Source organism: Nonomuraea thailandensis (genome assembly GCF_024172165.1).
Lineage (GTDB): Bacteria > Actinomycetota > Actinomycetes > Streptosporangiales > Streptosporangiaceae > Nonomuraea > Nonomuraea thailandensis.
Genome location: NZ_JAMZEB010000002.1, coordinates 5243932 through 5269457, shown reverse-complemented (window position 1 = coordinate 5269457; position 25526 = coordinate 5243932). Strand labels below are relative to the sequence as shown.

At 72.6% G+C, this 25526-nt stretch carries 21 protein-coding genes; 15 read left to right on the top strand and 6 right to left on the bottom strand.

All coding sequences use genetic code 11. The features are described 5' to 3' along the window. Positions 1 to 26: 26 nt before the first annotated feature. The gene (locus tag HD597_RS27815; protein ID WP_253745797.1) at positions 27 to 1220 is read right to left on the bottom strand and encodes a cytochrome P450; all 1194 of its coding nucleotides are present in this window, start codon (positions 1218 to 1220) and stop codon (positions 27 to 29) included. A 260-nt stretch (positions 1221 to 1480) separates the two neighbouring features. Between HD597_RS27815 and HD597_RS27810 the strand changes: the two genes are divergently transcribed. From HD597_RS27810 to thyX, 4 genes are all read left to right on the top strand, one after another. After that, positions 1481 to 3607: an anthranilate synthase component I gene (locus tag HD597_RS27810; protein ID WP_253745796.1), complete on the top strand. Its 2127-nt coding sequence runs from the start codon at positions 1481 to 1483 to the stop codon at positions 3605 to 3607. A gap of 46 nt (positions 3608 to 3653) precedes the next feature. Then, positions 3654 to 4832 carry an amidohydrolase family protein gene (locus tag HD597_RS27805; protein WP_253745795.1) on the top strand — a complete coding sequence of 393 codons (1179 nt, stop codon included), beginning with the start codon at positions 3654 to 3656 and terminating at the stop codon, positions 4830 to 4832. A gap of 279 nt (positions 4833 to 5111) precedes the next feature. Continuing rightward, positions 5112 to 7685 (top strand): M4 family metallopeptidase, encoded by a 2574-nt coding sequence (locus HD597_RS27800; protein WP_253745794.1) that lies wholly within the window; start codon positions 5112 to 5114, stop codon positions 7683 to 7685. Positions 7686 to 7823: 138 nt separating this feature from the next. Then, on the top strand, positions 7824 to 8606 hold the full coding sequence (thyX, locus tag HD597_RS27795) for an FAD-dependent thymidylate synthase (protein ID WP_253745793.1): 783 nt from the start codon (positions 7824 to 7826) through the stop codon (positions 8604 to 8606). A 99-nt stretch (positions 8607 to 8705) separates the two neighbouring features. Here thyX and HD597_RS27790 read toward each other — a convergent pair whose 3' ends face one another. Continuing rightward, the gene (locus HD597_RS27790; RefSeq protein ID WP_253745792.1) at positions 8706 to 9017 is read right to left on the bottom strand and encodes a ubiquitin family protein; all 312 of its coding nucleotides are present in this window, start codon (positions 9015 to 9017) and stop codon (positions 8706 to 8708) included. 3 nt (positions 9018 to 9020) lie between these two features. Then, entirely contained in the window at positions 9021 to 10100 is a 1080-nt protein-coding gene (locus tag HD597_RS27785; RefSeq protein WP_253745791.1) for a WD40/YVTN/BNR-like repeat-containing protein, read from the bottom strand. 175 nt (positions 10101 to 10275) lie between these two features. On the opposite strand from HD597_RS27785, the gene HD597_RS27780 reads away from it, so the two are divergent. Continuing rightward, positions 10276 to 11076: a helix-turn-helix domain-containing protein gene (locus HD597_RS27780; RefSeq protein ID WP_253745790.1), complete on the top strand. Its 801-nt coding sequence runs from the start codon at positions 10276 to 10278 to the stop codon at positions 11074 to 11076. A gap of 126 nt (positions 11077 to 11202) precedes the next feature. Here the strand turns inward: HD597_RS27780 and HD597_RS27775 are convergent, their stop codons facing one another. Then, positions 11203 to 12657: a sialidase family protein gene (locus HD597_RS27775; RefSeq protein WP_253745789.1), complete on the bottom strand. Its 1455-nt coding sequence runs from the start codon at positions 12655 to 12657 to the stop codon at positions 11203 to 11205. A 95-nt stretch (positions 12658 to 12752) separates the two neighbouring features. After that, on the bottom strand, positions 12753 to 13871 hold the full coding sequence (locus HD597_RS27770; RefSeq protein WP_253745788.1) for a globin domain-containing protein: 1119 nt from the start codon (positions 13869 to 13871) through the stop codon (positions 12753 to 12755). A gap of 418 nt (positions 13872 to 14289) precedes the next feature. Here HD597_RS27770 and HD597_RS27765 point away from each other — a divergent pair, with 418 nt between their 5' ends. The 3 genes from HD597_RS27765 to HD597_RS27755 are packed head-to-tail and all read left to right on the top strand — an operon-like array spanning position 14290 to position 16682. Further along, positions 14290 to 14976: a gamma-glutamyl-gamma-aminobutyrate hydrolase family protein gene (locus HD597_RS27765; protein ID WP_253745787.1), complete on the top strand. Its 687-nt coding sequence runs from the start codon at positions 14290 to 14292 to the stop codon at positions 14974 to 14976. 9 nt (positions 14977 to 14985) lie between these two features. Continuing rightward, the gene (locus HD597_RS27760) at positions 14986 to 15900 is read left to right on the top strand and encodes an alpha/beta hydrolase (protein ID WP_253745786.1); all 915 of its coding nucleotides are present in this window, start codon (positions 14986 to 14988) and stop codon (positions 15898 to 15900) included. After that, the gene (locus HD597_RS27755; protein WP_253745785.1) at positions 15900 to 16682 is read left to right on the top strand and encodes an enoyl-CoA hydratase/isomerase family protein; all 783 of its coding nucleotides are present in this window, start codon (positions 15900 to 15902) and stop codon (positions 16680 to 16682) included. The genes HD597_RS27760 and HD597_RS27755 overlap by 1 nt, the downstream gene beginning before the upstream one ends. A gap of 404 nt (positions 16683 to 17086) precedes the next feature. Here the strand turns inward: HD597_RS27755 and HD597_RS27750 are convergent, their stop codons facing one another. After that, on the bottom strand, positions 17087 to 17674 hold the full coding sequence (locus tag HD597_RS27750; protein ID WP_253745784.1) for a class I SAM-dependent methyltransferase: 588 nt from the start codon (positions 17672 to 17674) through the stop codon (positions 17087 to 17089). Between the two features lie 128 nt (positions 17675 to 17802). Here HD597_RS27750 and HD597_RS27745 point away from each other — a divergent pair, with 128 nt between their 5' ends. From HD597_RS27745 to HD597_RS27715, 7 genes are all read left to right on the top strand, one after another. After that, positions 17803 to 19413: a sensor histidine kinase gene (locus HD597_RS27745; RefSeq protein WP_253745783.1), complete on the top strand. Its 1611-nt coding sequence runs from the start codon at positions 17803 to 17805 to the stop codon at positions 19411 to 19413. Further along, positions 19410 to 20087: a response regulator gene (locus HD597_RS27740; protein WP_253745782.1), complete on the top strand. Its 678-nt coding sequence runs from the start codon at positions 19410 to 19412 to the stop codon at positions 20085 to 20087. The genes HD597_RS27745 and HD597_RS27740 overlap by 4 nt, the downstream gene beginning before the upstream one ends. 138 nt (positions 20088 to 20225) lie before the next feature. Beyond that, positions 20226 to 20639, top strand: coding sequence for a hypothetical protein (locus HD597_RS27735; protein WP_253745781.1), 414 nt, complete (start codon positions 20226 to 20228; stop codon positions 20637 to 20639). A gap of 10 nt (positions 20640 to 20649) precedes the next feature. Continuing rightward, a complete protein-coding gene (locus HD597_RS27730) occupies positions 20650 to 21237 on the top strand; it encodes a phosphoribosylanthranilate isomerase (RefSeq protein WP_253745780.1) in 588 nt (195 codons plus the stop codon). Then, a complete protein-coding gene (locus HD597_RS65990) occupies positions 21230 to 22168 on the top strand; it encodes a GNAT family N-acetyltransferase (RefSeq protein WP_253745779.1) in 939 nt (312 codons plus the stop codon). The genes HD597_RS27730 and HD597_RS65990 overlap by 8 nt, the downstream gene beginning before the upstream one ends. 88 nt (positions 22169 to 22256) lie before the next feature. Beyond that, positions 22257 to 22838, top strand: a complete 582-nt coding sequence (clsA, locus tag HD597_RS27720; protein WP_253745778.1) for a cardiolipin synthase ClsA — start codon at positions 22257 to 22259, stop codon at positions 22836 to 22838. 4 nt (positions 22839 to 22842) lie between these two features. After that, positions 22843 to 25347, top strand: coding sequence for a mannose-1-phosphate guanyltransferase (locus tag HD597_RS27715; RefSeq protein ID WP_253745777.1), 2505 nt, complete (start codon positions 22843 to 22845; stop codon positions 25345 to 25347). The last annotated feature ends 179 nt before the right edge of the window (positions 25348 to 25526 follow it).

The window sequence follows — 25526 nt, the reverse complement described above, 5'->3', positions numbered from 1 at the left end:
CAGTCGCGCGGGCGGTCGGCAGGAGTCTATTGACCCGTGTCCCAGGTGACGGGCAGGCGGTGCACGCCGTAGATGAGCATGTCGGTGCGCAGCGGCACCTCCCCGGGCTCGACGGCCAGCCGCAGCGACGGGAACCGCTCGAACAGCGCCGAGAAGCCCGCCCGCATCTCCACCCGCGCGAGCTGCTGGCCCAGGCACTGGTGCACGCCGTGGCCGAACGCCACGTGCCCGCCGCTCGCCCTGACCAGGTCCAGGCGGTCGGGGTCGGCGAAGCGGCCGGGGTCGCGGTTGGCCGCCGCGATCGAGATCGTGACCGTCTCCCCGGCGCCGACCCGCTCGCCGCCCAGCTCGACGTCCTCCAGCGCGGTGCGCACGAGGAAGGGCACGACGCTGAGATAGCGCAGCAGCTCCTCCACCACCTGGTCCACCCCGCCCGGCTCCGAGCGCAGCACGGCGAGCTGCGCGGGGTTCCGCAGCAGCGCGAAGGTGCCCAGGGCGAGCATGTTGGCCGTGGTGTCCAGGCCCGCGCCGAGCAGCATGAAGCCGATGTTCGCCAGCTCCTCGTCGGTCAGGTCGCTCCTGGTCAGCCCGCTGAGCATGTCGTCGGTGGGCGCGGCCCGCCTGGCGAGCACCAGCTCCTTCATGTGGGCCTGCATCGCGAGGTAGGCCGCGATCTTCTCCTCGTGCGGGACGTCCGTGCGCATGAGCGTGGTGCCCTGCGCCATGAACCGCTCGCGGTCCTGCTCGGGCACGCCGAGCAGCTCGCAGATCACCACGGCGGGGATCGGCGCCGTGAACGCCGCCACCAGGTCGGCGGGGGGACCCTGCCGCTCCATCGCGTCGAGGTGGACGCGGGTGATCTCCTCGATGCGCTCGGCGAGCCGCCGCATCCTGCGCACGGTGAACTCGCCGGTGAGCAGGTGCCGGTAGCGGGTGTGCACGGGCGGGTCGGTCGAGATGAACATCCCGGGCGGAGCGGGCTGCCCGGCCTGCCCGCCGGAGTCCACCGGCAGGTGCCGCAGCTCGGAGCGCGCGCTGAAACGCCGGTCGGCCAGCACCTCGCGGACCAGTGCGTGACTGGTCACCAGCCAGCCCTGGTGGCCGTCGGGGTAGGCCAGCGGGGTGATCGGCCGGCTCTCGCGCAGCTCGCCCAGCTCGGCGGGCGGATCGAACGGGGTGGGCCGCCCGGTGGGCAGCACGATCGCCTCGGTCGGCGTCATGGGAGGCTCCTTCCAGCTTCGTACAAATACAGTACAGCGCTGTATTGAAACTACCGCAACAGGGTGGGCGCGCCGCGTTGCGCGATCATGGTCGGGCGGTTACTCTGGACGTCATGCGAAAACACGCTCAGCTCCAGTGGTGGCGCCGCTCCTAGGCGGCGCGTGTTTCGCATTCCTTCAACGGACGGCCGCCCCGGATAGGCGGCCTTTCTCGTGTCCGCCCCGGGGCTCGATCATTTGATGTGGTAAAGGGGCAGCAAGTGGAGACGAGCGGATATACCACCGCCGCGGGCATCGGTGTCGAGCGTGAGACACGCGAGGTGGACGAGGCCGCCCTCGAAGAGATCGTGACGTCCCTGTCGGAGCGGCGCGGCGGCGCCTTCTCCTCCGGCATGGACTACCCGGGCCGCTACAGCCGATGGGCGTTCGGCTACGTCGATCCGTGCCTGGAGCTGGTCGCCAAGGGGCGCAACATCTCGGCGACCGCCCTCAACGAGCGGGGCCGCGTCGTGCTGCCCGCCGTCACCTCCTGCCTGCTGGCCGCGGGCAAGCCGGTCACCGAGCCCACCGCCGACCGCGTCGAGGTGTACGTGGCGGAGTCGGAGGACCTCCTGCCGGAGGAGATGCGCAGCCGCAGGCCCACCGTGTTCACCGCCATCCGCGAGGTCATCGCCGCCTTCGCCGGCGACGACCCGCACCTCGGGCTCTACGGCGCCTTCGGCTACGACCTGGCCTTCCAGTTCGAGCCCATCAGGCAGGAGCTCGTCCGCCCCGACGACCAGCGCGACCTCGTGCTGCACCTGCCCGACCGGCTGGTCGTGATCGACCGGCAGCGGGAGACCAGCTTCGAGTACCGCTACGAGTTCACCGTCGACGGCGCCACCACCCGCGGCCTGGAGCGCACCGGCACCTCCGCCCCGCCGGTCACGCCCGCCGAGCTGCCGAAGGACCCGGAGAAGGGCGAGTACGCCAAGGTCGTGGCGGCCGCCAAGGAGAAGTTCAAGCGCGGCGACCTGTTCGAGGTCGTGCCCGGCCAGGTCTTCCACGCCACCTGCGCCGACCCGTCCGCCTTCTACCGCGGCCTGCGCCACAGCAACCCCGCCCCGTACGAGTTCATCATCAGCCTGGGCGAGGGCGAGCACCTCGTCGGCGCCTCACCCGAGATGTACGTCCGCGTCACCGGCGACCGCGTCGAGACCTGCCCCATCTCGGGCACGATCGCCCGTGGCAGCAACCCGGTCGAGGACGCCGAGGCCATCCGCACCCTCCTGTCCAGCGTGAAGGAGGAGTCGGAGCTGACCATGTGTACCGACGTCGACCGCAACGACAAGTCGCGCATCTGCGTCCCCGGCTCCGTCAAGGTCATCGGCCGCCGCCAGATCGAGCTGTACTCCCGGCTGATCCACACCGTCGACCACATCGAGGGCCGGCTGCGCCCCGAGTTCGACGCCCTCGACGCCTTCCTCACCCACATGTGGGCCGTCACGGTCACCGGCGCGCCCAAGACCTGGGCCATGCAGTTCATCGAGGACCACGAGGCCACCACCCGCCGCTGGTACGGCGGCGCCATCGGCTTCATCGGCTTCGACGGCTCCATGAACACCGGCCTGACCCTGCGCACCGCGCAGGTCAAGAACGGCGTCGCGACCGTCAGGGCCGGCGCCACGCTGCTGTTCGACAGCGACCCCGAGTCCGAGGAGCGCGAGACCGAGCTCAAGGCCAGCGCCCTGCTCGGCGCCCTGGCCGCGGTCAACCAGCCCGAGGCCGTCAAGGGCCCCGAGCCCAGGGAGCAGCCGGGCCTGGGCATGAAGGTGCTGCTCGTCGACCACGAGGACTCCTTCGTCAACACGCTGGCCGACTACTTCCGCCAGGAGGGCGCCGACGTCGTGACGCTGCGCCACGGCTTCCCGGCCGCCGTGCTCGACGAGATCGCGCCCGACCTGGTCGTGCTCTCGCCCGGCCCCGGCTGGCCGACCGACTTCGGCATCTCCGCCCTGCTCGACCAGGTCTACGCCCGCGACCTGCCCGTCTTCGGCGTCTGCCTGGGCCTGCAGGCCATGGTCGAGCACGCCGGCGGCACTCTGGAGCTGCTCGACTACCCCGAGCACGGCAAGCGCGGCCAGGTCGGCAGGCTCGGTGACAGCGCGCTGCTGGAGGGCCTGCCCGAGGAGTTCACCGCGGCCCGCTACCACTCGCTGCACGCCAAGCGGCCCGGCGTGGTCGGTTTCACCCCGACCGCGCTGACGCCCGACGGCAACGTCATGGCGATCGAGGACCCGGCGCGCCGGCGCTTCGCCGTGCAGTTCCACCCCGAGTCGATCCTGACCCAGGAGGGCGGCGCGGGCGCGAAGATCATCGCGAACGTGCTACGTCTGTCCCGCAGGTAGGCAAAACCCGGGCGGGGGCGTGCGGGGCTCCCCTAGAGTTCCCCGCATGCTCCCCGTAGACCTGCCCGGCACGGTGCGTGACGCGCTGCTCGCCCCGCTCGTCGACCATCACTGTCACGGGGTGCGGCGGGACGACCTGAGCAGAGCGCAGTTCGAGCTGCTCAGCGGCGAGGGCGGCAGCCCCGCGCCGCCCGGCACCACCCACTTCGACACGCCGTTCGGCGCGGCCGTGCGCCGCTGGTGCGCGCCGCTGCTCGACCTGGAGCCGCACGCGCCTCCGGCCGTCTACCTGGCCCGCCGCGCCGAGCTGGGGGCGGCCGAGGTGAACCGGCGGCTGCTGGCCGGGGCCGGCGTGGTGGCGTTCCTGGTGGACGCCTCCCACGAGGACCTGGAGGTGCTGACCGCCGCCGAGATGGGCCGTCACGGCGGCGCCGCCGCCGACGAGCTCGTCCGGATCGAGCGCATCGAGCGCGACGTGGCCGCCACCGCGGAGCTCGCCGTGGACTACCTGGACAACCTGGGCGAAGCCCTGGCCGCCAGGGCCGCCAGGGCGGTCGGCCTGAAGACGGTCATCGGCGCCCTGTGCGGCCTCGACTTCGACCCCGCCCGCCCCACCAGGGGAGCGGTGATCGCGGCGGCCAACCGGCGCCTGGCCGACCCCAAGGAGCCGCTGACCGACCACGTCCTGCTGCGCTACCTGCTCTGGAGCGCGGTGGACGTGGCCAGGGAGCGGGGGCTGCCGGTCCAGTTCCACACCGGGTTCGGCGGGCTGCCGGTCCACGTCCACTCCGGGTCCGGCGGGCCGGCGGGCGAGCCGCACCGCGCCGACCCGGCCAGGCTGAGCGCGTTCGCCGCCGCGCTGCAACCGCTCGGCGTGCCGGTGATCCTGCTGCACTGCTACCCGTTCCACCGCCAGGCCGCCCACCTGGCGTCCGTCTTCCCGCACGTGTACGTGGACGTCGGCCTGGCCCTGCCGCACGGCGCAGCAGCCGCGGCCCGCGTCATGGACGAGCTGCTGGAGCTGGCGCCCTTCCACAAGCAGCTGTTCAGCTCGGGCTGCCGCGGCCTGGCCGAGACCGGCTACCTGGGCGCGCTGACCTACCGGCGGGCGCTGGCGGGGGCGCTGGAGACGAGGATCGAGGCGGGGGAGTGGAGCACGTCCGACGCGGCCCGCATCGCCCACATGATCGGCTCGGGCAACGCCCGGCGGATCTACCGCTTGTGAACCTCCTCCTCACGCAGGAAGCGTGATCCGGCGTCCCATCGCGGCTCGCCGGAGTACGCGCCGCTCTTCTCGGCGATCGCCTCGGTCACCGCACTCCGCCGCGATATCACGGAAAATCCATCATTCCACTTCGGTTTGATCGAATTGTGATTTGTCTCCTTGTCAATGTCCCGGTGATGATCGGGGGCGCCAGAAAACCATCACACACCTGGAGGTGTCGTGTCCTGGCGTCCCATTACCCTCATTGCCGCGTTATGCGTGGCTTTGTCAGTGCCGGGAATGGCGGCGGCGGATGATCCGCCGCCCGAGGTGGAGACCCGGGCGGGCACGCAGGCCCCCGCGCGGGTGTCCGGCCTGTCCGAGCCCGCCCAGGCGGGCGACCCCGTCGCGGCGGCCAGGGCGCACCTGGCCGGCCCGCGCTACCACCTCGACCCCGCGGATCTCGCCCCGCTCCAGACCGTCGTGGACGGCCGGGACGAGACGGTCAGGTTCGCCCAGCGCCACCGCGGCCTGCCCGTCTTCGGCGCCCACTACCTCGTGCACTTCCGCACCGGCGGCGGACAGCGAGAGGTGATCGGCGCGGGTGGCCGCTTCCTCACGGAGCTGAGCGTCGACCCGGCCCCGTCGGTCACCAAGGAGACCGCCGCCAAGATCGCGCGCGGCCTGATGGCGCCCGCCTACGGCGTGGCCGAGGGCCTCACCGCCCGGCCCGGCGAGCTGGTCGTGGTGCCGCGCGGCGACGGCGTGCTGGCCTGGCACCTCGTGCTGAGCGGGCGCGCCGCCGGCAGGCCGCTGCTGCTCGACGCGTACGTGGACGCCCACTCGGGCCGTCCCCTGTTCACCGTGGACCGGCTCCGGTTCGAGGGCCCGGTGCAGGGCAGCGGGCGGACCGCCCACGGCCGTGCCGTCACGCTCAACGCCTACCAGCGCGCCGACGGCGCGTACGAGCTGCGCGACCGCTCCCGCCCGATGTGGAACGGCGCCACCGGAGAGATCCTCACCTACGACGCCCAGGGCCGCGACGTCTTCGACTTCCTGGGCTCCGGCATCCCGCCCGGCACCGAGCTCGCCCGCTCGGCGACCCCCGAGTTCGGCCCCGAGCACACCGGCAGCGGCGCCGTGGACGCCCACTGGGGCGCCGGGCAGGTGTACGAGTACTACCGGGGACTCGGCCGCGACGGCCTCGACGGCCGGGGCGGCACCATGTACTCCGTCGTCAACGTCACCATGGAGGGCGAGCCGTTCGCCAACGCCTTCTGGGACGGCACGAAGATGGTCTACGGCGGAGGCGGCCCCGACTTCCACTCCTTCGCCGCCGGCCTCGACGTGGTCGGCCACGAGATGACCCACGGCGTCATCGAGCACAGCGCGAACCTGGTCTACCTCGGCCAGTCGGGCGCGATCAACGAGGGCCTGGCCGACTACTTCGGCAACGCCGTCCAGGTGGACACGCTCGGCATCCCGATGACCGACCCCGACGCGAGCCTGCTCGGCGAGGGCCTGTGCAAGACGCTGCCGCCGGCCGAGTGCGCCGGCCGCGACCTCGACGACGCGCGGGTGGCCGCCGAGGACTACCTCGGCGTGACGGTCGGCTTCGACAACGGCGGCGTGCACCTCAACTCCACGATCTTCTCCGGCGCTCTGTGGGACGTCAGGGAGCGGCTCGGCGGCCAGAAGGCCGACAAGCTCGCCTACAAGGCGCTGACCGAGTACATGACGCCGCTCGACGACTTCGCGGACGGCCGCCGCGCCGTCGAGTCGGCCGCCCGCGCCCTCGGCTGGTCCGTCCGCGACCGGCTGACGGTCGCGCTGGCGTTCGAGCGGCACGGCATCAGGCCGGGCTGGGAACGGGCCATCCCGACCGACAGCCGCGTGCTGATCGACGGCATCACCGACTTCAACGCCATCCCCGACGTGGCCGCGGACCGCTACGTGGTCTCCAACTCCTCGCCCGACGGCGCGGCCCCCTCCCGGATCCTCACCGGGCGGTTGCGCGGCGGCAGGACCGTGACCCTGTCGCAGGGCGACCGGTGGAACTACCACCCGGCGACCGACGGGGTGCAGGCCGTCTGGGCGTCGTACGACACCGCGGGCACCAGCTTCCAGATCCACGCCCGCCCGCTCGACGCGAGCGCCCCGCCGCGCCTGGTCCACCAGGCGCCCGATCTGGTCACCGACCTGGACGTGGGTGGCGAGTTCATCGCCTGGGAAGGCTTCGACCCGGCGAGCGGCGAGGTGGAGATCTGGGTCAAGCGCGGCGGCGCCGCGCCGGTCAAGGTGACCGCGGCGGCCGGCGTCAGCGGCTTCACGCCGTCGATCAAGGGCGGCAGGCTCGCCTACCTGCGCGTCTGGGAGGAGGGCGGCGCCTCCCACGGCACGCCCGTGATCCACGACCTGGCGAGCGGGGCCGAGGTCGTCGTCCCCGAGGTGCCCGGCGCCGGCGGCCTGCCCTCGGACAGCGCCCAGCCGGTCATGCTCAGCCGGCACGTCGTCTGGGCCGTCGACACCGACGCCGACGGCCGCTACGGCATCATGCGCGCCGCCGCCGCCGACGGCACCGGCACCACCGCCGTCGTGCCCGACGGTCCCGCCGCGCCGTCTCCCGTCTGGTTCCACGCCGGGGACACGAGCGTGGCCATCGGGGCCTGGCCCGACGGCGACACGCTGGAGAACGCCACCCTGCCCAAGATCTTGCAGGCGCCGGTCACCGGCGGGGCGCTGCGGCGCCACTCCTGCAACCGGGGCCTGCAGGACTACTTCGCCGTGGGGGAGGGCGGCACGATCGTCTGGCTCGACGGGACCGCGGGGGACACCGATCTGGTGACCCGCGACAGGCCCGCCGTCCGCTGCTGAGCCGAGCCGTACCAGGCCGCTGACCTGGTGAGGCGCCCGCCGTGCCATGGTGAGGGGGCGGCGGGCGCCGACTCGCGCGCGGGGCCGTGACCTGGTTTGCTTGGGCCGTCACACTGCCGATCCGAGCGGGGGCTCCCCATGCGCACAGTCGAACCCGAGGTCTTCATCGTCGCCCGTCCGTCCCTGGACTACGACGAGCTGGCCCGCTACCTGCGCGAGGTCGGTGGCGAGAGCTGGCTGGAGCGCCTCGACCGCGGCGACCTCGACGCCCAGAACCTCGCCGAGTTCGCCGGCCGGCTCTGCTACCGCTCCTTCGAGCCCGGCCTCAACCCCAACGTGGTCAGGATCAGGGAGAACCAGGACGACTACCTGCGCAACATCCTGGCCAGCGCGCACGGATCGGTCCTGGAGCACGTCAGCTTCAGCTTCGTGCTGCACAACGTCAGCCGGGTCCTGACGCACGAGCTGGTCCGGCACCGTCCGGGCGTGGCCATCTCGCAGGAGTCGCTGCGCTTCGTCCGGCTCGACGAGCTGCCGTTCTGGTTCCCCGAGTGGGCGCAGGCCGACGAGGAGCTGATGAAGCGGGCCACGGCCGTGCTGGAGCAGCTCGAGCAGTTCCAGCTCTGGATGGCCGGGCACTTCGGGCTCGACGAGGAGGGCGTGCCGTTCTCCGAGAAGAAGCACCGCACGTCGTTCATGCGCAGGTTCGCCCCCGAGGGCCTGGCGACCGGGCTGGTGTGGACCGCGAACGTGCGCACGCTGCGGCACACCATCGAGGCCCGCACCGCCGCCGGCGCGGAGGAGGAGATCCGCCTGCTGTTCCAGAACATCGGCGAGCTGATGCGCAAGGAGGCTCCCGCCCTCTTCGGCGACTACGTCGTCGAGGACGGGGCCTGGATCCCCGGCTGGCGCAAGGTCTGAGCACCCGCCCGAGCGCCGCACGCCCGCGCCAGGGCTCGGGCTCGGCCCGGGCTGAGGTTCAGGCTGGGGCTGAGGCTCGGGCTCGGGCTCGGGCGAGCGTCAGGCCAGCGCGGGGAGCACGTACACCTCGGCGCCCGGGGGCAGGGCACAGTCGAGCCCGCCGAGCCCCTGGGCGTTCTCCCCGCACACGATCATGCTGATGTGCCTGCGGATGCGCCCGTACTCGTCGCGCAGCCGCTCCTCCAGCATCGGATGCGTACGCCGCAGCATGTCCAGCGCCGAGCGCAGGGTGGGCGGCGAGTCGCGGTCGGCGCCGACGGCGAAGACCTTGACCTCCGTGCGCCCGCTCACCCACCTGCGCAGCGCGCTGGGCAGCACGAACACCACCATCGTCACCGGTTTCGACACCATGCGCTAGAGCACCGCCGCCCGCACGGTCAGCACGTCGGGCAGGTGGCCGGCGACCAGCGACCACGTCTCGCCGTCGTCGCGCGAGCCGTAGACCTCGCCGTCGCGGGTGCCGAAGAACACCCCCGCCTCCGACGCGGTCATCGCGTCGCGCAGCACGGACGCGTGCACCGGGCCCTCGGGCAGCCCCTTCGAGAACGGCTGCCACGTCCGGCCCGCGTCGTCGCTGCGGTGCGGCTGGTAGCGGTGACCGACCGGCGTGCGGTCGATGTCGGCCGTCAGCGGCAGCACGTAGACCGTGTCAGGCCGCGACGGGTGCACCACGATCGGGAACCCGAAGTCGGACGGCAGCGACGAGCCGATGTCGTGCCAGCTCCCGCCGAAGTCGTCGCTGCGGTAGACGCCGAAGTGGTGCTGCAGGTAGAGCCGCTCCGGCCGGGACGGGTGCATGGACACCTTGTGCACGCACTGTCCGAACTCCGGATACTGCTGCCCCTCCGGCATGAACGGGGCCCGGATGTTCTTGTTGGCCGCCTCCCACGACAGCCCGCCGTCGGTGCTGCGATAGAAGCCGGCGGCCGACACCGCGACCGCGATCAGCTCGGGGTCGGTGGGGTGGGTGACGATCGTGTGCAGGCACAGGCCGCCGCCGCCCGGCTGCCACTGCTCGCGGTGCGGGTGCTCCCAGAGCCCCTCGACGAGCTGGTAGGTGACCCCGCGATCCTCGGAACGGAACAGCGCGGCCGGCTCGACCCCCGCCCACACCACGTCGGGCTCCGACGGCGACGGCGCGAGCTGCCAGACCCTGGTCAGCGTCGCCCCCGTCTTCTCGGGGAAGGCGATCGGCGGCTGCTCGGCCTCCTGCCAGGTCGCGCCGAGGTCGTCGGAGTACATGACGGACGGGCCGAAGTGGCCGTACTCGATGCCGGCCAGCAGCCGGGGTGTGGCGCCGCGCGTGTCGATCGCGACCGAGGGGACCGCGACCGTGGAGAACTGGATCGGCTCGATCTGGAAGGGGCCGCCGCCGATCGAGCGGGCGAGGAACAGGCCCTTGCGGGTGCCGATCGCGACCACTGCGTCACTCATAGCATCGCTCCCATGTTGGCTTGCGGCCATCGTGCCACGCGCGACCGACAGTTACCGAGGACTGGGAGATTCCCCGCGCAAGCAGGGCGCGGGCCCCGGTGCGTCACCTGACGGGCCTCGTGCATTACCTGGCAGGTAATCGAGGCCCTTCCCTCCTGCCGCTACCGTGTCCGGCATGGGAGCTGTTGCCGTACATGAGGATTCTTTCGGTGAGTTGCTGCGGTCGTGGCGCCAGCGCAGGCGGGTGAGCCAGCTCGACCTGGCCATCGAGGCCGATGTGTCGGCGCGGCACATCAGTTTCCTGGAGACGGGCCGCGCCCGACCGAGCCGCGAGATGGTGATGAAACTGGCCGAGGAGCTGGAGGTGCCGCTGCGGCACCGCAACAGGTTGCTGGTGACGGCCGGGTTCGCGCCCGTCTACCCCGAGCGGGAGGTGCGCGCCCCCGAGATGGAGGTGGTCCGGCGGGCGCTGGACAAGATCCTGGCCGGGCACGAGCCGTACCCGGCGGTCGTGGTGGACGCCACCTGGAACCTGGTGGCGGCGAACGCGGCGGCGGCGATGTTCATGGAGGGGGTGCCCGACGAGCTGCTGCGGGAGCCGATCAACGTGATGCGGCTGTCGCTGCACCCGCAGGCGATGGGCGGGCGGCTGCTGAACCTGGCCGAGGTGCGGGCCCACCTGCTGCACCAGCTCCGCAGGCAGGCCGAGATGTCCGGGAACGGGCAGCTCGCCGAGCTGCACGACGAGCTGGCCTCCTACACCTATCCGGGGGTGGACCTCAACGTGGCGCACGTGCCCGGGCCCGCCGACATCCTGGTGCCGCTGCGGATCGCGGCAGGGGACCGGGTGCTGTCGATGTTCACCACGATCGCGACGTTCGGCACGCCGGTGGACGTGACGGTGTCCGAGCTGGCCATCGAGACGTTCTGGCCGAGCGACGAGGAGACCGCCGCCGCCTTCCGCAAGAGCGGCTAGACGACCCGGCCGGACGACCCGGCAGGACGACGGGGCCCGGACGACGGGGCCCGGACGACGGGGCCCGGGCGGCGGGGCCCGGGCGGCGGGGCCCGGGCGGCGGGCCGGACCGTGGGGGACGGGGCGTCAGCGGGCGGTGGCGAGCGCGCCCGCCGGGGGTTCGCCGCTGGCGACGGCCGCCTCGATGGCGATCGTGGGCGGCTCCCCGCCCGAGACGGGCAGGCCCCCCGTGACCGTGTGCGTCCGCACGTTGAACGCCCCGCCCGCCGGCGCCCCCGCCACCGCGAACGCCGGGAAGGCGGCGCCGCCCGGCACGACCGAGGTGGAGATGTAGTCGCCCACCGTGCGGCCCTGCGTGCTGTTGGCCAGCCAGTCCAATGGCATGCCCGCGTGCAGCTCCAGCGGCGGCGACCAGCTCGCGCCGCCGTTGGCGGAGGAGGTGTAGGCGACCGTGAGCCGGCAGGCCGCGGGCGCGCAGGCGGCGTCGGGGTAGCGGTAGTAGGCCAGCGCCAGCCGCGCCCCCTTGCCCGAGCTGGCGCGGTCCACGCCGAGGCCGGGGATGAAGTGGTCGCCGCCGTCCTCGGTGACCCGGAGCACCTCGCCCCACGTGGCGCCCGTGGCCGACGTGCTCAGCACGATGTCGTTGCCGGCGCACGTCACCTGGAAGCGGCAGTCCTGCCAGACGACGTACACGGTGCCGGCCGCGTCCACCTCGGCCGACGGCAGCGGCGCGGCCCGCAGCCCGCCCGCGACCGTGTGCCGCTGCACCCGCGAGACCAGCACGCTTGCGCCCCAGCTCGCGCCGCCGTCGCTGGAGCGGAAGGAGCGGATCTCGCCGCCGTCGCCCAGGTACGGCACCACCACGGCGCCGTCCGGCCGCACCACCGGCTGCCCGCCCAGGCCGTTGGCCGAGGTGCCGGTCACGGCCCAGGTCAGGCCGCCGTCAGACGAGCGGGCGACCTTGACGGCGTTGCCCGCGGCGTGGTCGTCGAACACCGCGTAGCAGGTGCCGCGGAACGCGCTGTCCGCGCCGTTGTCGCAGACGGCCCAGCTCTTGTCCGGGTCGCCGCCGGTGGCGATGGTGACCGGCGTGCTCCAGGTCAGGCCGCCGTCGGTGGAGCGGCTGGTCAGCACCGCCGCCCCGGTCACCCCGCCCGCGTCGGTGAGCGCCAGCGAGGTGATCAGCCAGGCGCCGTGCTCGGCGTCGAAGGCCACCGACGGGTCGCTGACCCGCCCGTACGGGCCGCCGCCGAACGTCGTGATCGCGGGCAGCGTGCCCTTCGTCCAGGTGCCGCCGTTGTCGGTGGACGTCGCGAACGTGATGCCGGACGCCCCTCCGTCGTGGAACCGGCCCGCCTGCTGGGCGGTCACGATCGTCGAGTCCCACTGGTAGGTGTCGGGCCCGGCCGAGGTGCCGTACTGGCCGGTGCTGTTGGCGTACGTGTCCGACGCCAGCTCGGTCAGCGGCACGGCCTCCGACGCCGTCCGGGCCGCCGCGGCGGGGGACGGGGATAACAGCAGGATCGCGGTCATGACGGTGACGAGTCCGCCGATCACTCGGCGCCGGGCGGGCGATGGCACGGTTCACCTCACATGGCGTGTCAACATCCACTTGGCACCGTCCAGCGCCCGCTGTCAACCTCCCGATCTCCGAATCGCCCTTTTCCGGGGGCGGGTCAGTGTTCGCCGTGGATGATGTCCCGGTGGATCCGCGCCAGCGGCACGCCGTCGATCTGCAGGTTGCGCACGGTCTCGTTGACCATGGAGGCCGGGCCGCACACGTACACGTCGTGCTCGGCCCACGAGTGGAAGCGCCGCGTCACCTCGGGCAGGCTGCCGCGCATGCCGTCGTAGGAGGGCTGGTCGGACACCACCGGCAGCACCCGCAGCCAGGGGAACGACGACTCCATCCTGATCAGGTCCGGCAGGTCGTACAGCTCGTCGGAGGTGCGGGCGCCGTACAGCAGGTGGATGTTGGGGCGGCGGCCGGAGGCGATGACGGACTCGATGATCGCCTTCAGCGGCGCCAGGCCGGTGCCGCCGGCCACGCACAACATGTCGCGCACGCTGTGCTCGCGCGGCGCCATCGTGCCCATCGGCGGGCCCAGCATGAGCGTGTCGCCGACCCGGGTGTGGCCGGCCAGCGTGGTCGAGACCCAGCCGCCGGGCACCGAGCGCACGTGCAGCCTGATCGTGTTGTCCGGGCGCGGCGCGTTGGCGATGGAGAACGTCCGCCACACGCGCGGCCAGCGCGCGGTCTGCACGTTGACGTACTGGCCCGGCGTGAACGGCAGGCGCTGCGTGGGCCGCAGCGTGAGCACCGCGATGTCCCGGTGGCGCAGCTCGTGGTCGACGACCTCCGCCAGCCACCAGGCGGGGGAGACCCCCGAGTCCGACTCGGCCGACTCGATCATGAGGTTGGCCGCCGCCGTGTACGCCGACACCCACGCCGCCTCGATCTCGTGGTTCCAGACGTCGGCCGCGAACCGGCGGATCGTGGCCAGCAGGGCGTTGCCGACGGCCGTGTAGTGCTCCGCGATCACGCCGTACTTGCGGTGGTCCCTGCCGAGCTGCCCGAGGAAGGCCGCCAGGCTGTCCGGGCTGTCCAGGCTCCACACGATCCGGGTCAGCGCGCCGAACAACCGGTCCCGCTGGACGTCCATGGCGGGCGGGAACATGCCTCGTAACTGTGGATTCTCGGCGAACAAGCGACCGTAGAAGTAGGCCGTGGCCTTGTCGGCCACGGGCTCGACGACGGAGAAACTCTCCTTGACCAGACGCGGATTCAACGACATTTATCCCGCCCCACCTTTGACCGGAACCGCATTCCGGTCTCGACCTGCACCTCCCTGACAGTCCGGGTCGTGAGCGCGGGCCCTCCCCGGCCATTCCCGTGCGCTCAAAATTGAGTCTTACACCACTGATGACGCGTCACAACCGATTCCCACCAATTTCGCGCAGTTTCGGTCGGCAAATGCGAAGGCAAATAATATTCGTATTCGGCGGGGCGGCCGGCCCGGCTCCGTGTGCGGCGAGCCTCGCCCCCGGGGACGAACGGGGCGAATCGCGGAAAGCCCGTGCGGGGGGAGACACGGGATCTTTGGGAGGGGTGACATATCGGAAAGCGAGTGCGCCATGATGGGGCATGGGGTCGTCACCGAAGAGTCCGAAGCCGACGGCCGCCCGACTCCACCATGCCCCCCGGGAGATCGCATGTCCCGACCGCTGATCGGTATCACCGCCTACTTCGAAGCAGCCCGCTGGGGCGACTGGGTGCGGGAGGCCGTGCTCTCGCCGCCCTCCTACGCCAAGGCGGTCGGGCGGGCGGGGGGCGCGCCCGTGATGCTGCCGCCCATGGCCCCCAGCGCCGTGGACGACTACGTGCGCGGCCTGAAGGGCGTCGTCCTGGCCGGCGGCGTCGAACTCGGGGCCGACACCTACGGCGGCGAGCAGGACGAGCGGGTGCACGAGCCGCAGGCGCACCGCGACCGGTTCGAGCTGGCCCTGGCCAGGGCGGCGGTGCGCGCCGACGTGCCCATCCTGGCCATCGCCAGGGGCATGCACGTGCTCAACGTCGCCCAGGGCGGCACGCTGATCCCCTGGCTGCCCGACGTGCTCGACAACGACCGGCACGCCGAGCCCGGCGGCGGCCACACGATCCAGGTCAGCGTCTCCAGCAAGCTCGGCAAGGCGGTCGGCGACCGCGTCGAGACCAGCGCCCCGCACCACCAGTCCGTACGCCGCCTGGGCTCGGGCCTGCTGGCCGTGGCCTGGGCCGAGGACCAGATCGTCGAGGGCATCGAGCTGCAGGGACACCGGTTCGGCGTCGGCGTCCAGTGGCACCCGGAGAGGAACGCCGACACCCGGCTCTTCGATGCGTTCATCGAGGCGGCCCGCTAGGCTGCGATCATGCCGCTGCACCCCCAGGCGCGGGAGTACCTCGCCCGGTACCCATCGGATCTGAACGCCGACCTGGCCGCGCTCGACCTGGACGCGATCAGGGAGATGCGCGCGCAGGACGCCTTCGCGGCCTACCGAGGGCCGCTGACGAAGCTGCCGTTCGTGCGCGACGAGGAGGCCGAGGGCGTCCCCATCCGCATCTACCGCGCCGACCCCGGCGACGACCCGCTGCCGGTCGTGGTCTACTTCCATGGCGGCGGCTGGGTGCTCGGCAGCGTCAGGCGTAACGACGCGGCCGCCCGCGACCTGGCCATCCGCACGGGCGCGGTCGTGGTCTCGGTCGACTACCGGCTGGCGCCCGAGCACCAGTTCCCGGCCGCCGCCGACGACGCCTGGACGGTCGTGCGCGACATCTTCGCCAGGCCCGCCTTCTACCAGAGCAACGGCAGCGTCGCGGTGAGCGGTGACAGCGCCGGCGGCAACCTCGCCGCCGTGGCCGCCTGGCAGGCGCGCGACGCCGGCCTGCGGCTGGCCCACCAGGTGCTCGTCTACCCGGTGCTCGACGTGGCCATGGACACTCCCAGCTACGCCGAGTTCGCCAAGGGCTTCGGCCTGGACGCCGAGGAGATGGCCTGGTTCGCCCGCCAGTACGCGCCCGGCGCCGACCCGGCCGACCCGAGGCTGTCCCCGCTGCGCCTGCCCGACGTGTCCGGCCTGGCCTCCGCCACCGTCGTCACGGCCGGCTGCGACGTCCTCAGGGACGAGGGCGAGCGCTACGCCGCCCGCCTGGCCGAGGCGGGCGTGCCGGTCGGCCTGCGCAGGTTCGAGGGCGCGGTGCACACCTTCTACGTCCTGCCCGGCCTGTTCGACCAGGCGATCGAGGCCCGCGAGTACGTCGCGGAGCGGCTGCGGGAGCACCTGTGATGGAGTCCTACACCAAGCTCAAGCTCGACACCCCGGCCGAGGGCGTGCTGCGGATCACGATCAGCGAGCCCGCGCGGCTCAACGCCGTGGACGCCACCGCCCACCGCGAGCTGGGCGAGGTCTGGCGTGACGCCGACCGCGACGAGAGCGTGCGCGTGATCGTGGTCAGGGGAGAGGGCCGGGCGTTCTCGGCGGGCGGCGACCTGTCCATGATCGAGGAGATGATGCGCGACCACGCCACCAGGCTGCGCGTGTTCGCCGAGGCCCGCGACATCGTCTACAACGTGCTCAACTGCTCCAAGCCGGTCGTCTCCGCCATCCAGGGCCCGGCCGTCGGCGCCGGGCTGGCGGTCGCGCTGCTGGCCGACATCTCCGTGGCGGGCCGTACCGCGCGGATCATCGACGGCCACACCAGGCTCGGCGTCGCCGCCGGCGACCACGCCGCGATCATCTGGCCGCTGCTGTGCGGCATGGCCAAGGCCAAGTACCACCTGCTGCTGTGCGAGCCCGTCACGGGCGAGCAGGCCGAGCGGATGGGGCTGGTCAGCCTGTGCGTGGACGACGACCAGGTGCACGACAAGGCCATGGAGATCGCCGTCAGGCTCGCCGCCGGGGCCCAGGAGGCGATCAGGCTCACCAAGTACTCACTCAACAACTGGCTGCGCCTGGCCGGGCCGTCCTTCGACGCCTCGCTCGCCATGGAGTTCCTCGGCTTCACCGGCCCCGACGCGGCCGAGGGGGTGCGCGCCCTGCGCGAGAAGCGCCCCCCGGCCTTCGGCTGATCCGGCCCGCACGCCGGCGAAAAGCGGCCCTCCGGCCTTCGGCTGATCCGGCCCGCACGCTGGGCCGGAGCGCCCTCCGCGCCTTCGGCCGGGCCCGGATCCGGATGCGGGACGAATGCTTCCCCCGGCCTCGGGTAGTCGGGCTTCACGGAGGACGACGACGGGGGAGGAGGTCATCCAGCGCGGCTACCGTCGCGGGAAAGCCGCGGGGCGGTCCGAGTGCCCGCGCCGCGAGGGGTTGAGCAACCAGCTCCCCGCTTACATGGCGTGGCCCGCCCGATTTCGGCGCCAATCGGGCGGCCGGGCTCCCCGCCCTCCTGGGCCCGGACCTACCAGGAACGGACCTGCCGGGAACGGACCTGCCGGGAACGGACCTGCCGGGAACGGACCTACCGGGAACGGACCTACCGGGGACGGCGGGCGTGGAACACGAAGGCCGGCGGAGTGTTCCGCCACACCGTACGGCCCGGCACCACTTCCTCGAACCGCTCGGCCAGCAGAGCGCGGAAACGCCGCGCCGAGCTGAGCGGGATGGCGTGGATGTAGGAGAACGTGGTGAACGCCGCTCCCGGGCTCATCGCCCCCGTCACGGCATCGAGCAGGTCACGCTGCAACTGGTCGGGGAACGCCGCCCAGGGCAGCCCGCTCACGACCACGTCCGCCATTCTCAGCCCGCGGTCGGCCAGCAGCTTGCCCAGGCGCGTGGCGTCCTCGTTGGCCACGTCCACCGCCGGGAACCGCTCGGCCAGCAGCCGGGCCATGCGCTCGTTCAGCTCCACGGCCAGATGGTGGCCGCGCCCGCTCAGCCGGTGCTGGATCTCCGCGGTGAACGGGCCGGTGCCCGGCCCGAGCTCGACGACGATCGGCTCGCCCTTCTCCGGGACGGGCGCGCAGACGGCCGCGGCCAGGTGCCGTGAGCTCGGCGCGAGCGCGCCGATCGCCGCGGGGTTGCGCAGGAACTGTCCGAGGAACAGCGCGGTGTCGTTGGCCATGCACCGAACTTAGGCGCTGATCGGGATTGATCGCTCCACCGTCCGGGCGGACCTCCGGCCACTTGGAGGAGGCGCGCTCCTCCACCAGGAGGACCGGGCTCGTCCGGCGGGGCGGATACGGTGTGTGCATGCGTTGGCGTGGTGTGCCGCTGGATGTCCTGCTCGCGGCCTCTGGAGTGGGTCTCGACCTGCTGACCACGGCGCACGCGGGCGACACGGAGTACCTGCCCGCCGAGCTGAACATCCTCATGGCCCTGCTGGTCGGCCTGCCCATGGGGCTGGTGCGCCGCCGGCCGGTGATCGTCAGCCTCTACCTCGCGGCCGCCCTGTTCGTCACCGACCAGCTCGGCTCGTTCACCTCCAACACCGCCCAGATCCTCGTCTGCGTGTCGCTGGGCGTGGCCGGCTACAGCTCGAAGGTGCGCGGCACCGCCGTCGCCGTGGCCGCCTCGATCTTCGCCACCGCCTTCAACATCGCCGATCCGGGTGTCGCGCTCACCGGCAACATGTGGATGTACTCCATCCTGCTGCCCGTCTTCCCCGCCGTGCTGGGCTCGTACCTGCGCAGCTCGGCCGAGCGCCTGGAGGAGCGCGAGGTCACCCCCGACGCGCTGCTCGCGGCCGGCGGCGTCGCGATCACCGTGCTGAGCACGTGGACCACCTGGCACTCCGGCACCCAGCCCGTCTGGGTGGTCGGCCTGCTCGCCGTGGTGGGCGGCCTGTCGCTGGGCATCGCCCGGCGGCTGCCCGGCCTGGTCTTCCTCCTTCAGGGCGTGCTGCTCGTCTCGGCCGACACCTATCTGAACGACGCCGTCAACACGTGCGTGATCCTCACCCTCATCGCCATCGGCGTGTTCGCCATGAGGGTGGTGTCCTGGGCGTGGACGGTGGCCGCGTACGTCACCGGCTGCCTGCTCACCGCGATCGCCGTCGTCGGCGACGGCACCGAGGTCACGCCGTTCCGTGTGGGGGTGCTCATGACGCTGGTCGCCACGCCCATCGCGATCGGCCGCTACCTGGGCGTGCGCAGGGAGGCCGCGGCCACCGAGAAGCTGGTCGCCGAGGAGGCCGCCCGCGCCGCCGTCGCCCAGGTGCGCGCCGACCAGCTCGCCGAGCGCGAGCGCATCGCCCGCGACGTGCACGACATCGTCGCCCACCACGTCGGCGCCATGGTGCTGCGGGCCAGCGCCGCCCGCTACGCCGCCCCCGACGGGCCCGTCGCCGACGCGCTCAACGACATCCGCGAGACCGGCCACCAGGTGCTGCAGGACCTGCGCGACCTGCTCGACCTGCTGCGCGACCCCGACCGCCAGCCCGACCTGCTGGCCAACCCCGCCGACGTCGTCCGCGAGTCCGCCGAGCGCATGGCCGCCGCCGGCCTCCTCGTCGACCTCGACCTCGACCCGGCCACCGACCAGACGCCCCTCATCGCCCGCACCTCAGCGGCCCGCATCGTTCAGGAAGGATTGACGAACGTGCTCAAGCACGCAGGCCCCGGCACCCGGGTCCGCGTATCCGTGACGCCCTCCGAGGAGGGCCTGGACGTCGAGATCCGCAACGGCCGCCCGCCCACCGCCATCGAGCGGCTGCCCTCCTCCGGGCGCGGCCTGGCCGGAATGCGCGAGCGCGTGCGCACCCTCGGCGGCACCCTCAGCGCCGGGCCAGACGGCGAGGGCGGCTGGCTGCTGGCCGCCCACCTGCCCGCCCACACCCGCGTGTCCCCGGGGAGCGCGGCGTGATCCGCGTGCTGGTGGCCGACGACCAGGCGCTCGTCCGCGCGGGCGTGCGCATGCTGCTGCAGGCCACGGGCGACATGGAGGTCGTGGGCGAGGCGGAGGACGGCGCCGAGGCCGTCCGCCTGGCCGAGCGCCACCTGCCCGACGTGATCCTCATGGATCTGCGCATGCCCAGGGTCGACGGACTGGAGGCGATCAAGCGCGTGCTGTCCGCCCGGCCGGGCACCAGGATCGTGGTGCTGACCACGTTCGCCGAGGACGGCAACGTCTACGCCGCCCTGCGCGCCGGCGCCGTCGGGTTCCTGGTCAAGGACGACGAGCCGGAGCGCATGGTCGACGCCGTGCGCAGGGCCGCGGCCGGCGAGCAGCTTCTCGCGCCCTCCGTGCTGCGCCGGGTCGTCGAGCGCTTCCTGGCCGCCGAGGAGCAGGCCGCCCCTTCCGCCCCGCCCGGGCTGACCGAGCGCGAGCTGGAGGTGCTGGCGCTGGTCGGCACCGGCCTGTCCAACGCCGAGATCGCCGAGGAGCTGCACGTCGGCGTCACGACGGTCAAGACGCACATCGCCGCCGCGATGGAGAAGCTGGGCCTGCGCAACCGCATCCAGGCCGCCGTCGTCGCCCACCGCACCGGCCTCGTGGACGCCTCCTTCCGTCCCGTCCGCCCGCCGCGCGGCGGCTGAGGTCCGTCGCTCCTTCCGGCCCGTGCGGCGGCTGAGGTCCGCCGCCGGGCGTACCGGTGAGTCATCCGGCAGGCTGACGACCCCCGGCGGTGCCCGCCGCGACCATGTGGTCCCTCACCTTCGGCGAAAGGACCTTCCATGGCCATGCGCGACACCGTCACCCTGCCCCGGCCCGAGGGCCGGGTCTCCTCCGGCCTGCTCTACAGCCTGCGCGTGGCCGTCACCGCCCAGGCGGCGGCGCTGCTCGTGGCCGCCTCCTTCGCGGGCCAGGCGGTGGAGTCGGAGCCGATGATCGAGGCGCACCTGCTGGCCGGCATGGCCGTGCACCTCGTCGCCCTCGTCCAGATCGTGCTGGCCGTCCTGGTCTGGCGGCCCGGTCGCGGCGCCGGCTGGCCCGCGCTGGCCAGCGTCGCGCTGTTCGTGGTCGGCGGGCTCCAGCACGTCACCTGGCTGTGGCTCGGGGCGCACCTGCCGGCCGGGGTGACCCTGTTCGGGCTGATCGTCGCGGTGCTGGTGTGGGCGTGGTCACCGGCAGCCGCCCGCCGCCGCTAAGGTCGGAGACGTGTATGTGAAGATCTGCGGGCTGAGCGAGCCCGAGCACGTGGCCACCGCCGTCGAGGCCGGGGCCGACGCGATCGGGTTCGTGCTGACCAGGAGCCCGCGCCGGATCACCCCCGAGCGGGCCGCCGAGCTGGCCGCGCAGGTGCCCGGGCACGTGCTCACCGTCGGCGTCTTCCGCGGCGAGGCCCCGGAGACGGTCCGCGCGGCGGCGCTGACCGCCGGCGTGCGCGCCGTGCAGCTCCACGGCACGCATCCGCACGGCGACTTCACCGCGCTGAAGGACCTCGGCGTCACCCTCATCAGGGCCGTCGACGCCCAGGCCGACCTGCGGTGCGGTGCTTTCGACGAGGACCTGCTCCTCGTGGACGCGCCCCACGCGGGCTCCGGCCGGCAGTGGGAGTGGGCCGCGGTGCGCGGCCGGGCGTCCGGGCGGTGGATGCTGGCGGGCGGGCTGGCCCCCGGCAACGTGCGCGAGGCGATCGAGGCCGCCGGCCCGTGGGGGGTCGACGTGTCCAGCGGTGTGGAGACCTCGCCCGGCGTGAAGGACTCGCGGCTGATCGAGGAGTTCCTGCGGAACGCCCGTGGATGAGGCGGCCCGCGGGCCGGCCCTGGAGCGCGGGGGCGCGGCGGCGGACCTGGCGCGGGCCCTCGGCTTCCTCCAGGGCTTCGCCCGGCGCAGGGCGCCCGTGGTGGTGCCGGTGGAGGGCGGGTTCGGGGTGCTCGACGAACGTTTCCCCGGCTCCTACGACGACAACAAGCTGATCATCACGACGTCCGGCCGGCCGGCGGCGGTCGGCGCCGAGGAGCCGTCCGGGCGGCCGCACTCAGCCGGCGACGAGGAGCCGGCAGCCGGTGCTGAGGGGCCAGAGGCCGGTGCTGAGGGGCCAGAGGCCCGTGCTGAGGGAGCGGCGGACGGTGCTGAGGGGCTGGCCGGGCGGTTGATGGCGGCGGCCGACGAGGTGCTGGCCGGGCGGGAGCACCGGCTCGTGTGCGTGGACGACGACCGGCTGGGCACGGCGTGCGCGCCCGCGTTCACCGCCGCGGGCTACGAGCACGAGACGAACCTCGTCATGGTCTTCCGCGGCAGGATCCCGGCCGATCCGCCGCCGGCCGAGCGGCTCACGCTCGCGGAGCTGGAGCCGGTGCTGCGGCGCGACTGGCGCCGTACGCTGCCGCAGGCGCCCGGCGCGGTGATCGACGGGCTGGCCAGGCGGGTGGAGTCCCGGCTGCGCGGCGCCGACACGGTGGGCTTCCGCGGCGTGCGCGCCCCGTCCGGCGAGATCGCCGCCCGCGCCGACCTGTACACGCACGGCGGGGTCGCCCAGATCGAGAGCGTCTTCACCGGCGAGGAGCACCGGGGCAGGGGGTACGCGCGAGCCCTGATGCACGCGCTGCTGGCCGAGGCGGCCGAGGCCGAGCTGATCTTCCTGGTGGCCGACGCCGCCGACTGGCCGCGCCACTTCTACGGACGGCTCGGCTTCGAGGAGGCGGGCCGCACCCACTCCTTCCTCCGCACCTGAAGGCGGCCCCGCACCGGGGTGTGGGGCCGGAGAAGCCGGGGGCGGGAGGCGAGCGCTGCGCCCCAGTTCACGCAGTAGGGTCTGCTGCGTGAGCGAAACTTCCGCCGAGGACCGGATCTGGACGGTTCCTAACCTGCTGAGCTTCCTGCGCCTCCTGGGCGTCCCCGTGTTCCTCTGGCTGGTTCTCGTACCCCAGGCGGACGGCTGGGCCATCGGCGTCCTGGCGGTGGCCGGCTTCACGGACTGGCTCGACGGAAAGATCGCCCGGGCGTTCAACCAGACCAGCAAGCTCGGCCGGCTCATCGACCCGGCGGCGGACAAGCTCTACGTCTTCGCCACCATCTTCGCCCTCCTGCTGCGCGAGGTCATCCCGTGGTGGCTGGTCGTGGTCATCCTGGGCCGTGAACTCTTGGTCGCGAGTTTCTTCCCCGTACTTCGCAAATACGGGTATAAGGCACTTCAGGTGCATTTCCTGGGCAAGGCCGCCATGTTCAACCTCATGTATGCCTTCCCTCTCCTCTTCCTTGCCTCCCACTCTGGGTGGTATGCCGAAATAGCCCGGATTGTCGGGTGGGCCTTCGCGCTCTGGGGAACGGGCCTGTACTGGTGGGCGGGGGTGCTGTATGTGGTACAGGTGCGCCAACTCGTAACCGCGGCCAAGAAGGGGTGATCGGGTGAAGGCGGTCGTCATGGCGGGCGGGGAGGGCACTCGGCTGCGTCCCATGACCGCCAACCAGCCCAAACCCCTGCTCCCCGTGGCCAACCGCCCGATCATGGAGCACGTGCTGCGCCTGCTCAAGCGGCACGGCGTCACCGAGACGGTGGTGACGCTGCAGTTCCTGGCCGCGCTCGTGCGCAACTACTTCGGCGACGGTGACGAGCTGGGCATGAGCCTCCAGTACGCCACGGAGGACGTCCCGCTCGGCACCGCCGGCAGCGTCAAGAACGCCGCAGACCGCCTCCGCGACGATCGTTTTCTGGTGATCTCCGGTGATGCCCTGACGGATATCGATTTATCCGACATGATCCGTTTTCACCGGGAAAATGGGGCCCTTGTTACGATCGGCCTCAAACGCGTCCCGAACCCTCTCGAATTCGGGATCATCATCGTGGACGACGAGGGCCGCGTACAGCGCTTCCTGGAGAAGCCCACCTGGGGCCAGGTCTTCTCCGACACCGTCAACACCGGCATCTACGTCATGGAGCCCGAGATCCTCGACGCCGTCGCGCCCGGCGAGCCCGTCGACTGGTCCTCCGACGTCTTCCCCGCCCTCCTGGAGCGCGGCGCCCCCATCTACGGCTACGTCGCCGACGGCTACTGGGAGGACGTCGGCACCCACGACAGCTACCTCAAGGCCCAGGCCGACGCCTTGTCGGGCAAGGTCGAGCTGGACATCGGCGGCTTCGAGCTCTCCCCGGGCGTCTGGGTGGCCGACTCGGCCTCGGTGGACCCCGACGCCGTGCTCAAGGGCCCGCTCCTCGTCGGCGACTACGCCAAGGTGGAGGCGGGCGCAGAGCTGCGCGAGTACACCGTGCTCGGCAACAACGCGGTCGTGCGCGAGGGCGCGTTCCTGCACCGCGCGGTCGTCCACGACAACGTCTACCTCGGCCCCGGCGCCCACCTGCGCGGCTGCGTCATCGGCAAGAGCACCGACGTGATGGCCGGCGCCCGCATCGAGGAGAACGCCATCATCGGCGACGAATGCGTCATCGAGGCCGAGGCGTACGTCTCCAGCGGCGTCAGGGTCTACCCGTTCAAGACCATCGAGGCCGGCGCGGTCGTCAACACCAGCGTCATCTGGGAGTCGCGCGGCCAGCGCAACCTGTTCGGCCCGCGCGGCGTCAGCGGCCTGGTCAACGTCGAGATCACGGCCGAGCTGTGCGTGCGCCTGGCCAGCGCGTACGCCACCACCCTCAGGAAGGGCGAGTACGTCGTCACCTCCCGCGACTGCTCCCTGGCCGCCAGGGCGCTCAAGCGGGCCGTCATCGGCGCGCTCACCGCGGGCGCCATCAACGTGCTCGACCTCGAAGCCGCCCCGATGCCCGTCACCCGCTTCCACACCGCCCGCGAGTCGGCCGCCGGCGGCATCGCGCTGCGCACCACGCCGGGAGACCCGCAGAGCGTGGACATCGTCATCATGGACGACCGCGGCGCCGACCTGCCGCCGGCCGCGCAGCGCAAGCTGGAGCGGGTCTTCTCCCGGCAGGAGTTCCGCCGCGCGTTCCCGGGAGAGATCGCCGAGCTCGCCTACCCGGCCAGGGCCTTCGAGGACTACACCCACGAGCTGCTGCGCAACGTCGGCGTCGGCGGCGTGCGGGACATGAAGGTCGTCGTGGACTGCGCGGGCGGCACCTCCTCGCTGGTGCTGCCCACCCTGCTCGGCCGGGTCGGCGTCGAGGTGCTCACCGTCAACGCCCGCCTCGACGACGTCTCGCCCACCGAGACGCTGGCCGAGCGCCGCCGCGACCTGCAACGCCTGTCGGAGCTGGTCAGCAGCTCGCGGGCGGCGTTCGGCGTGCGGTTCGACCCGGTCGGCGAGCGCATCGGCCTGGTGGACGAGAAGGGGCAGCTCATCAGCGAGGAACGCGCCCTGCTGGTCGTGCTCGACCTGGTCGCCGCCGAGCGCAGGGGCGGCCAGGTGGCGCTGCCGGTCACCACGACCCGCGTCGCCGAGCAGGTGTGCCGCTTCCACGGCGTGCAGGTGCAGTGGACCTCCACCGGGCAGGACGCCCTCACCTCGGCCGCCGCCGGCCCCGACATGATCTTCGCGGCCGACGGGCGCGGCGGCTTCGTCGTGCCGGAGTTCAGCCCCGCGATCGACGGGCTGGCCGCGTTCATCCGCCTGCTCGGCCTGGTCGCCCGCACCCGGCTCTCCCTCAGCCAGATCGACGCCAGGATCCCCGAGGTCAAGCTGCTCAGGCGCACCGTGCCCACGCCCTGGGCGGCGAAGGGCGCCGTCATGCGCTCGGTCATCGAGGCGGCCGAGGCCGAGACGGGAGGGCACCGCGTCGACACCACGGACGGCGTGCGCGTGGCCCGCGACGACGGGAGCTGGGTGCTGGTGCTGCCCGCCGCCGCCGAGCCCGTCACCGACCTGTGGGCCGAGGCCGGGGACGTGGACGGCGCCCAGGCCCTCATCGAACGCTGGGCCCGGATCGTGGAACAGGCCGCGGGGTGATAGCGTCACACGCTGTGATCGGAAAGGGTTTGCCGAAGATGTGACCGGGCAGTGCCGCAAGATCGTAATGTAGAAACGCGCGGCGGCATGGACCACGGGGCGGGGGCGGCGGTAACTTTGTCTGCGTCCAAACCAACGTGCAGCGCCCCGCCTTGACCTTTGCCGCTGATCAGCGTAAG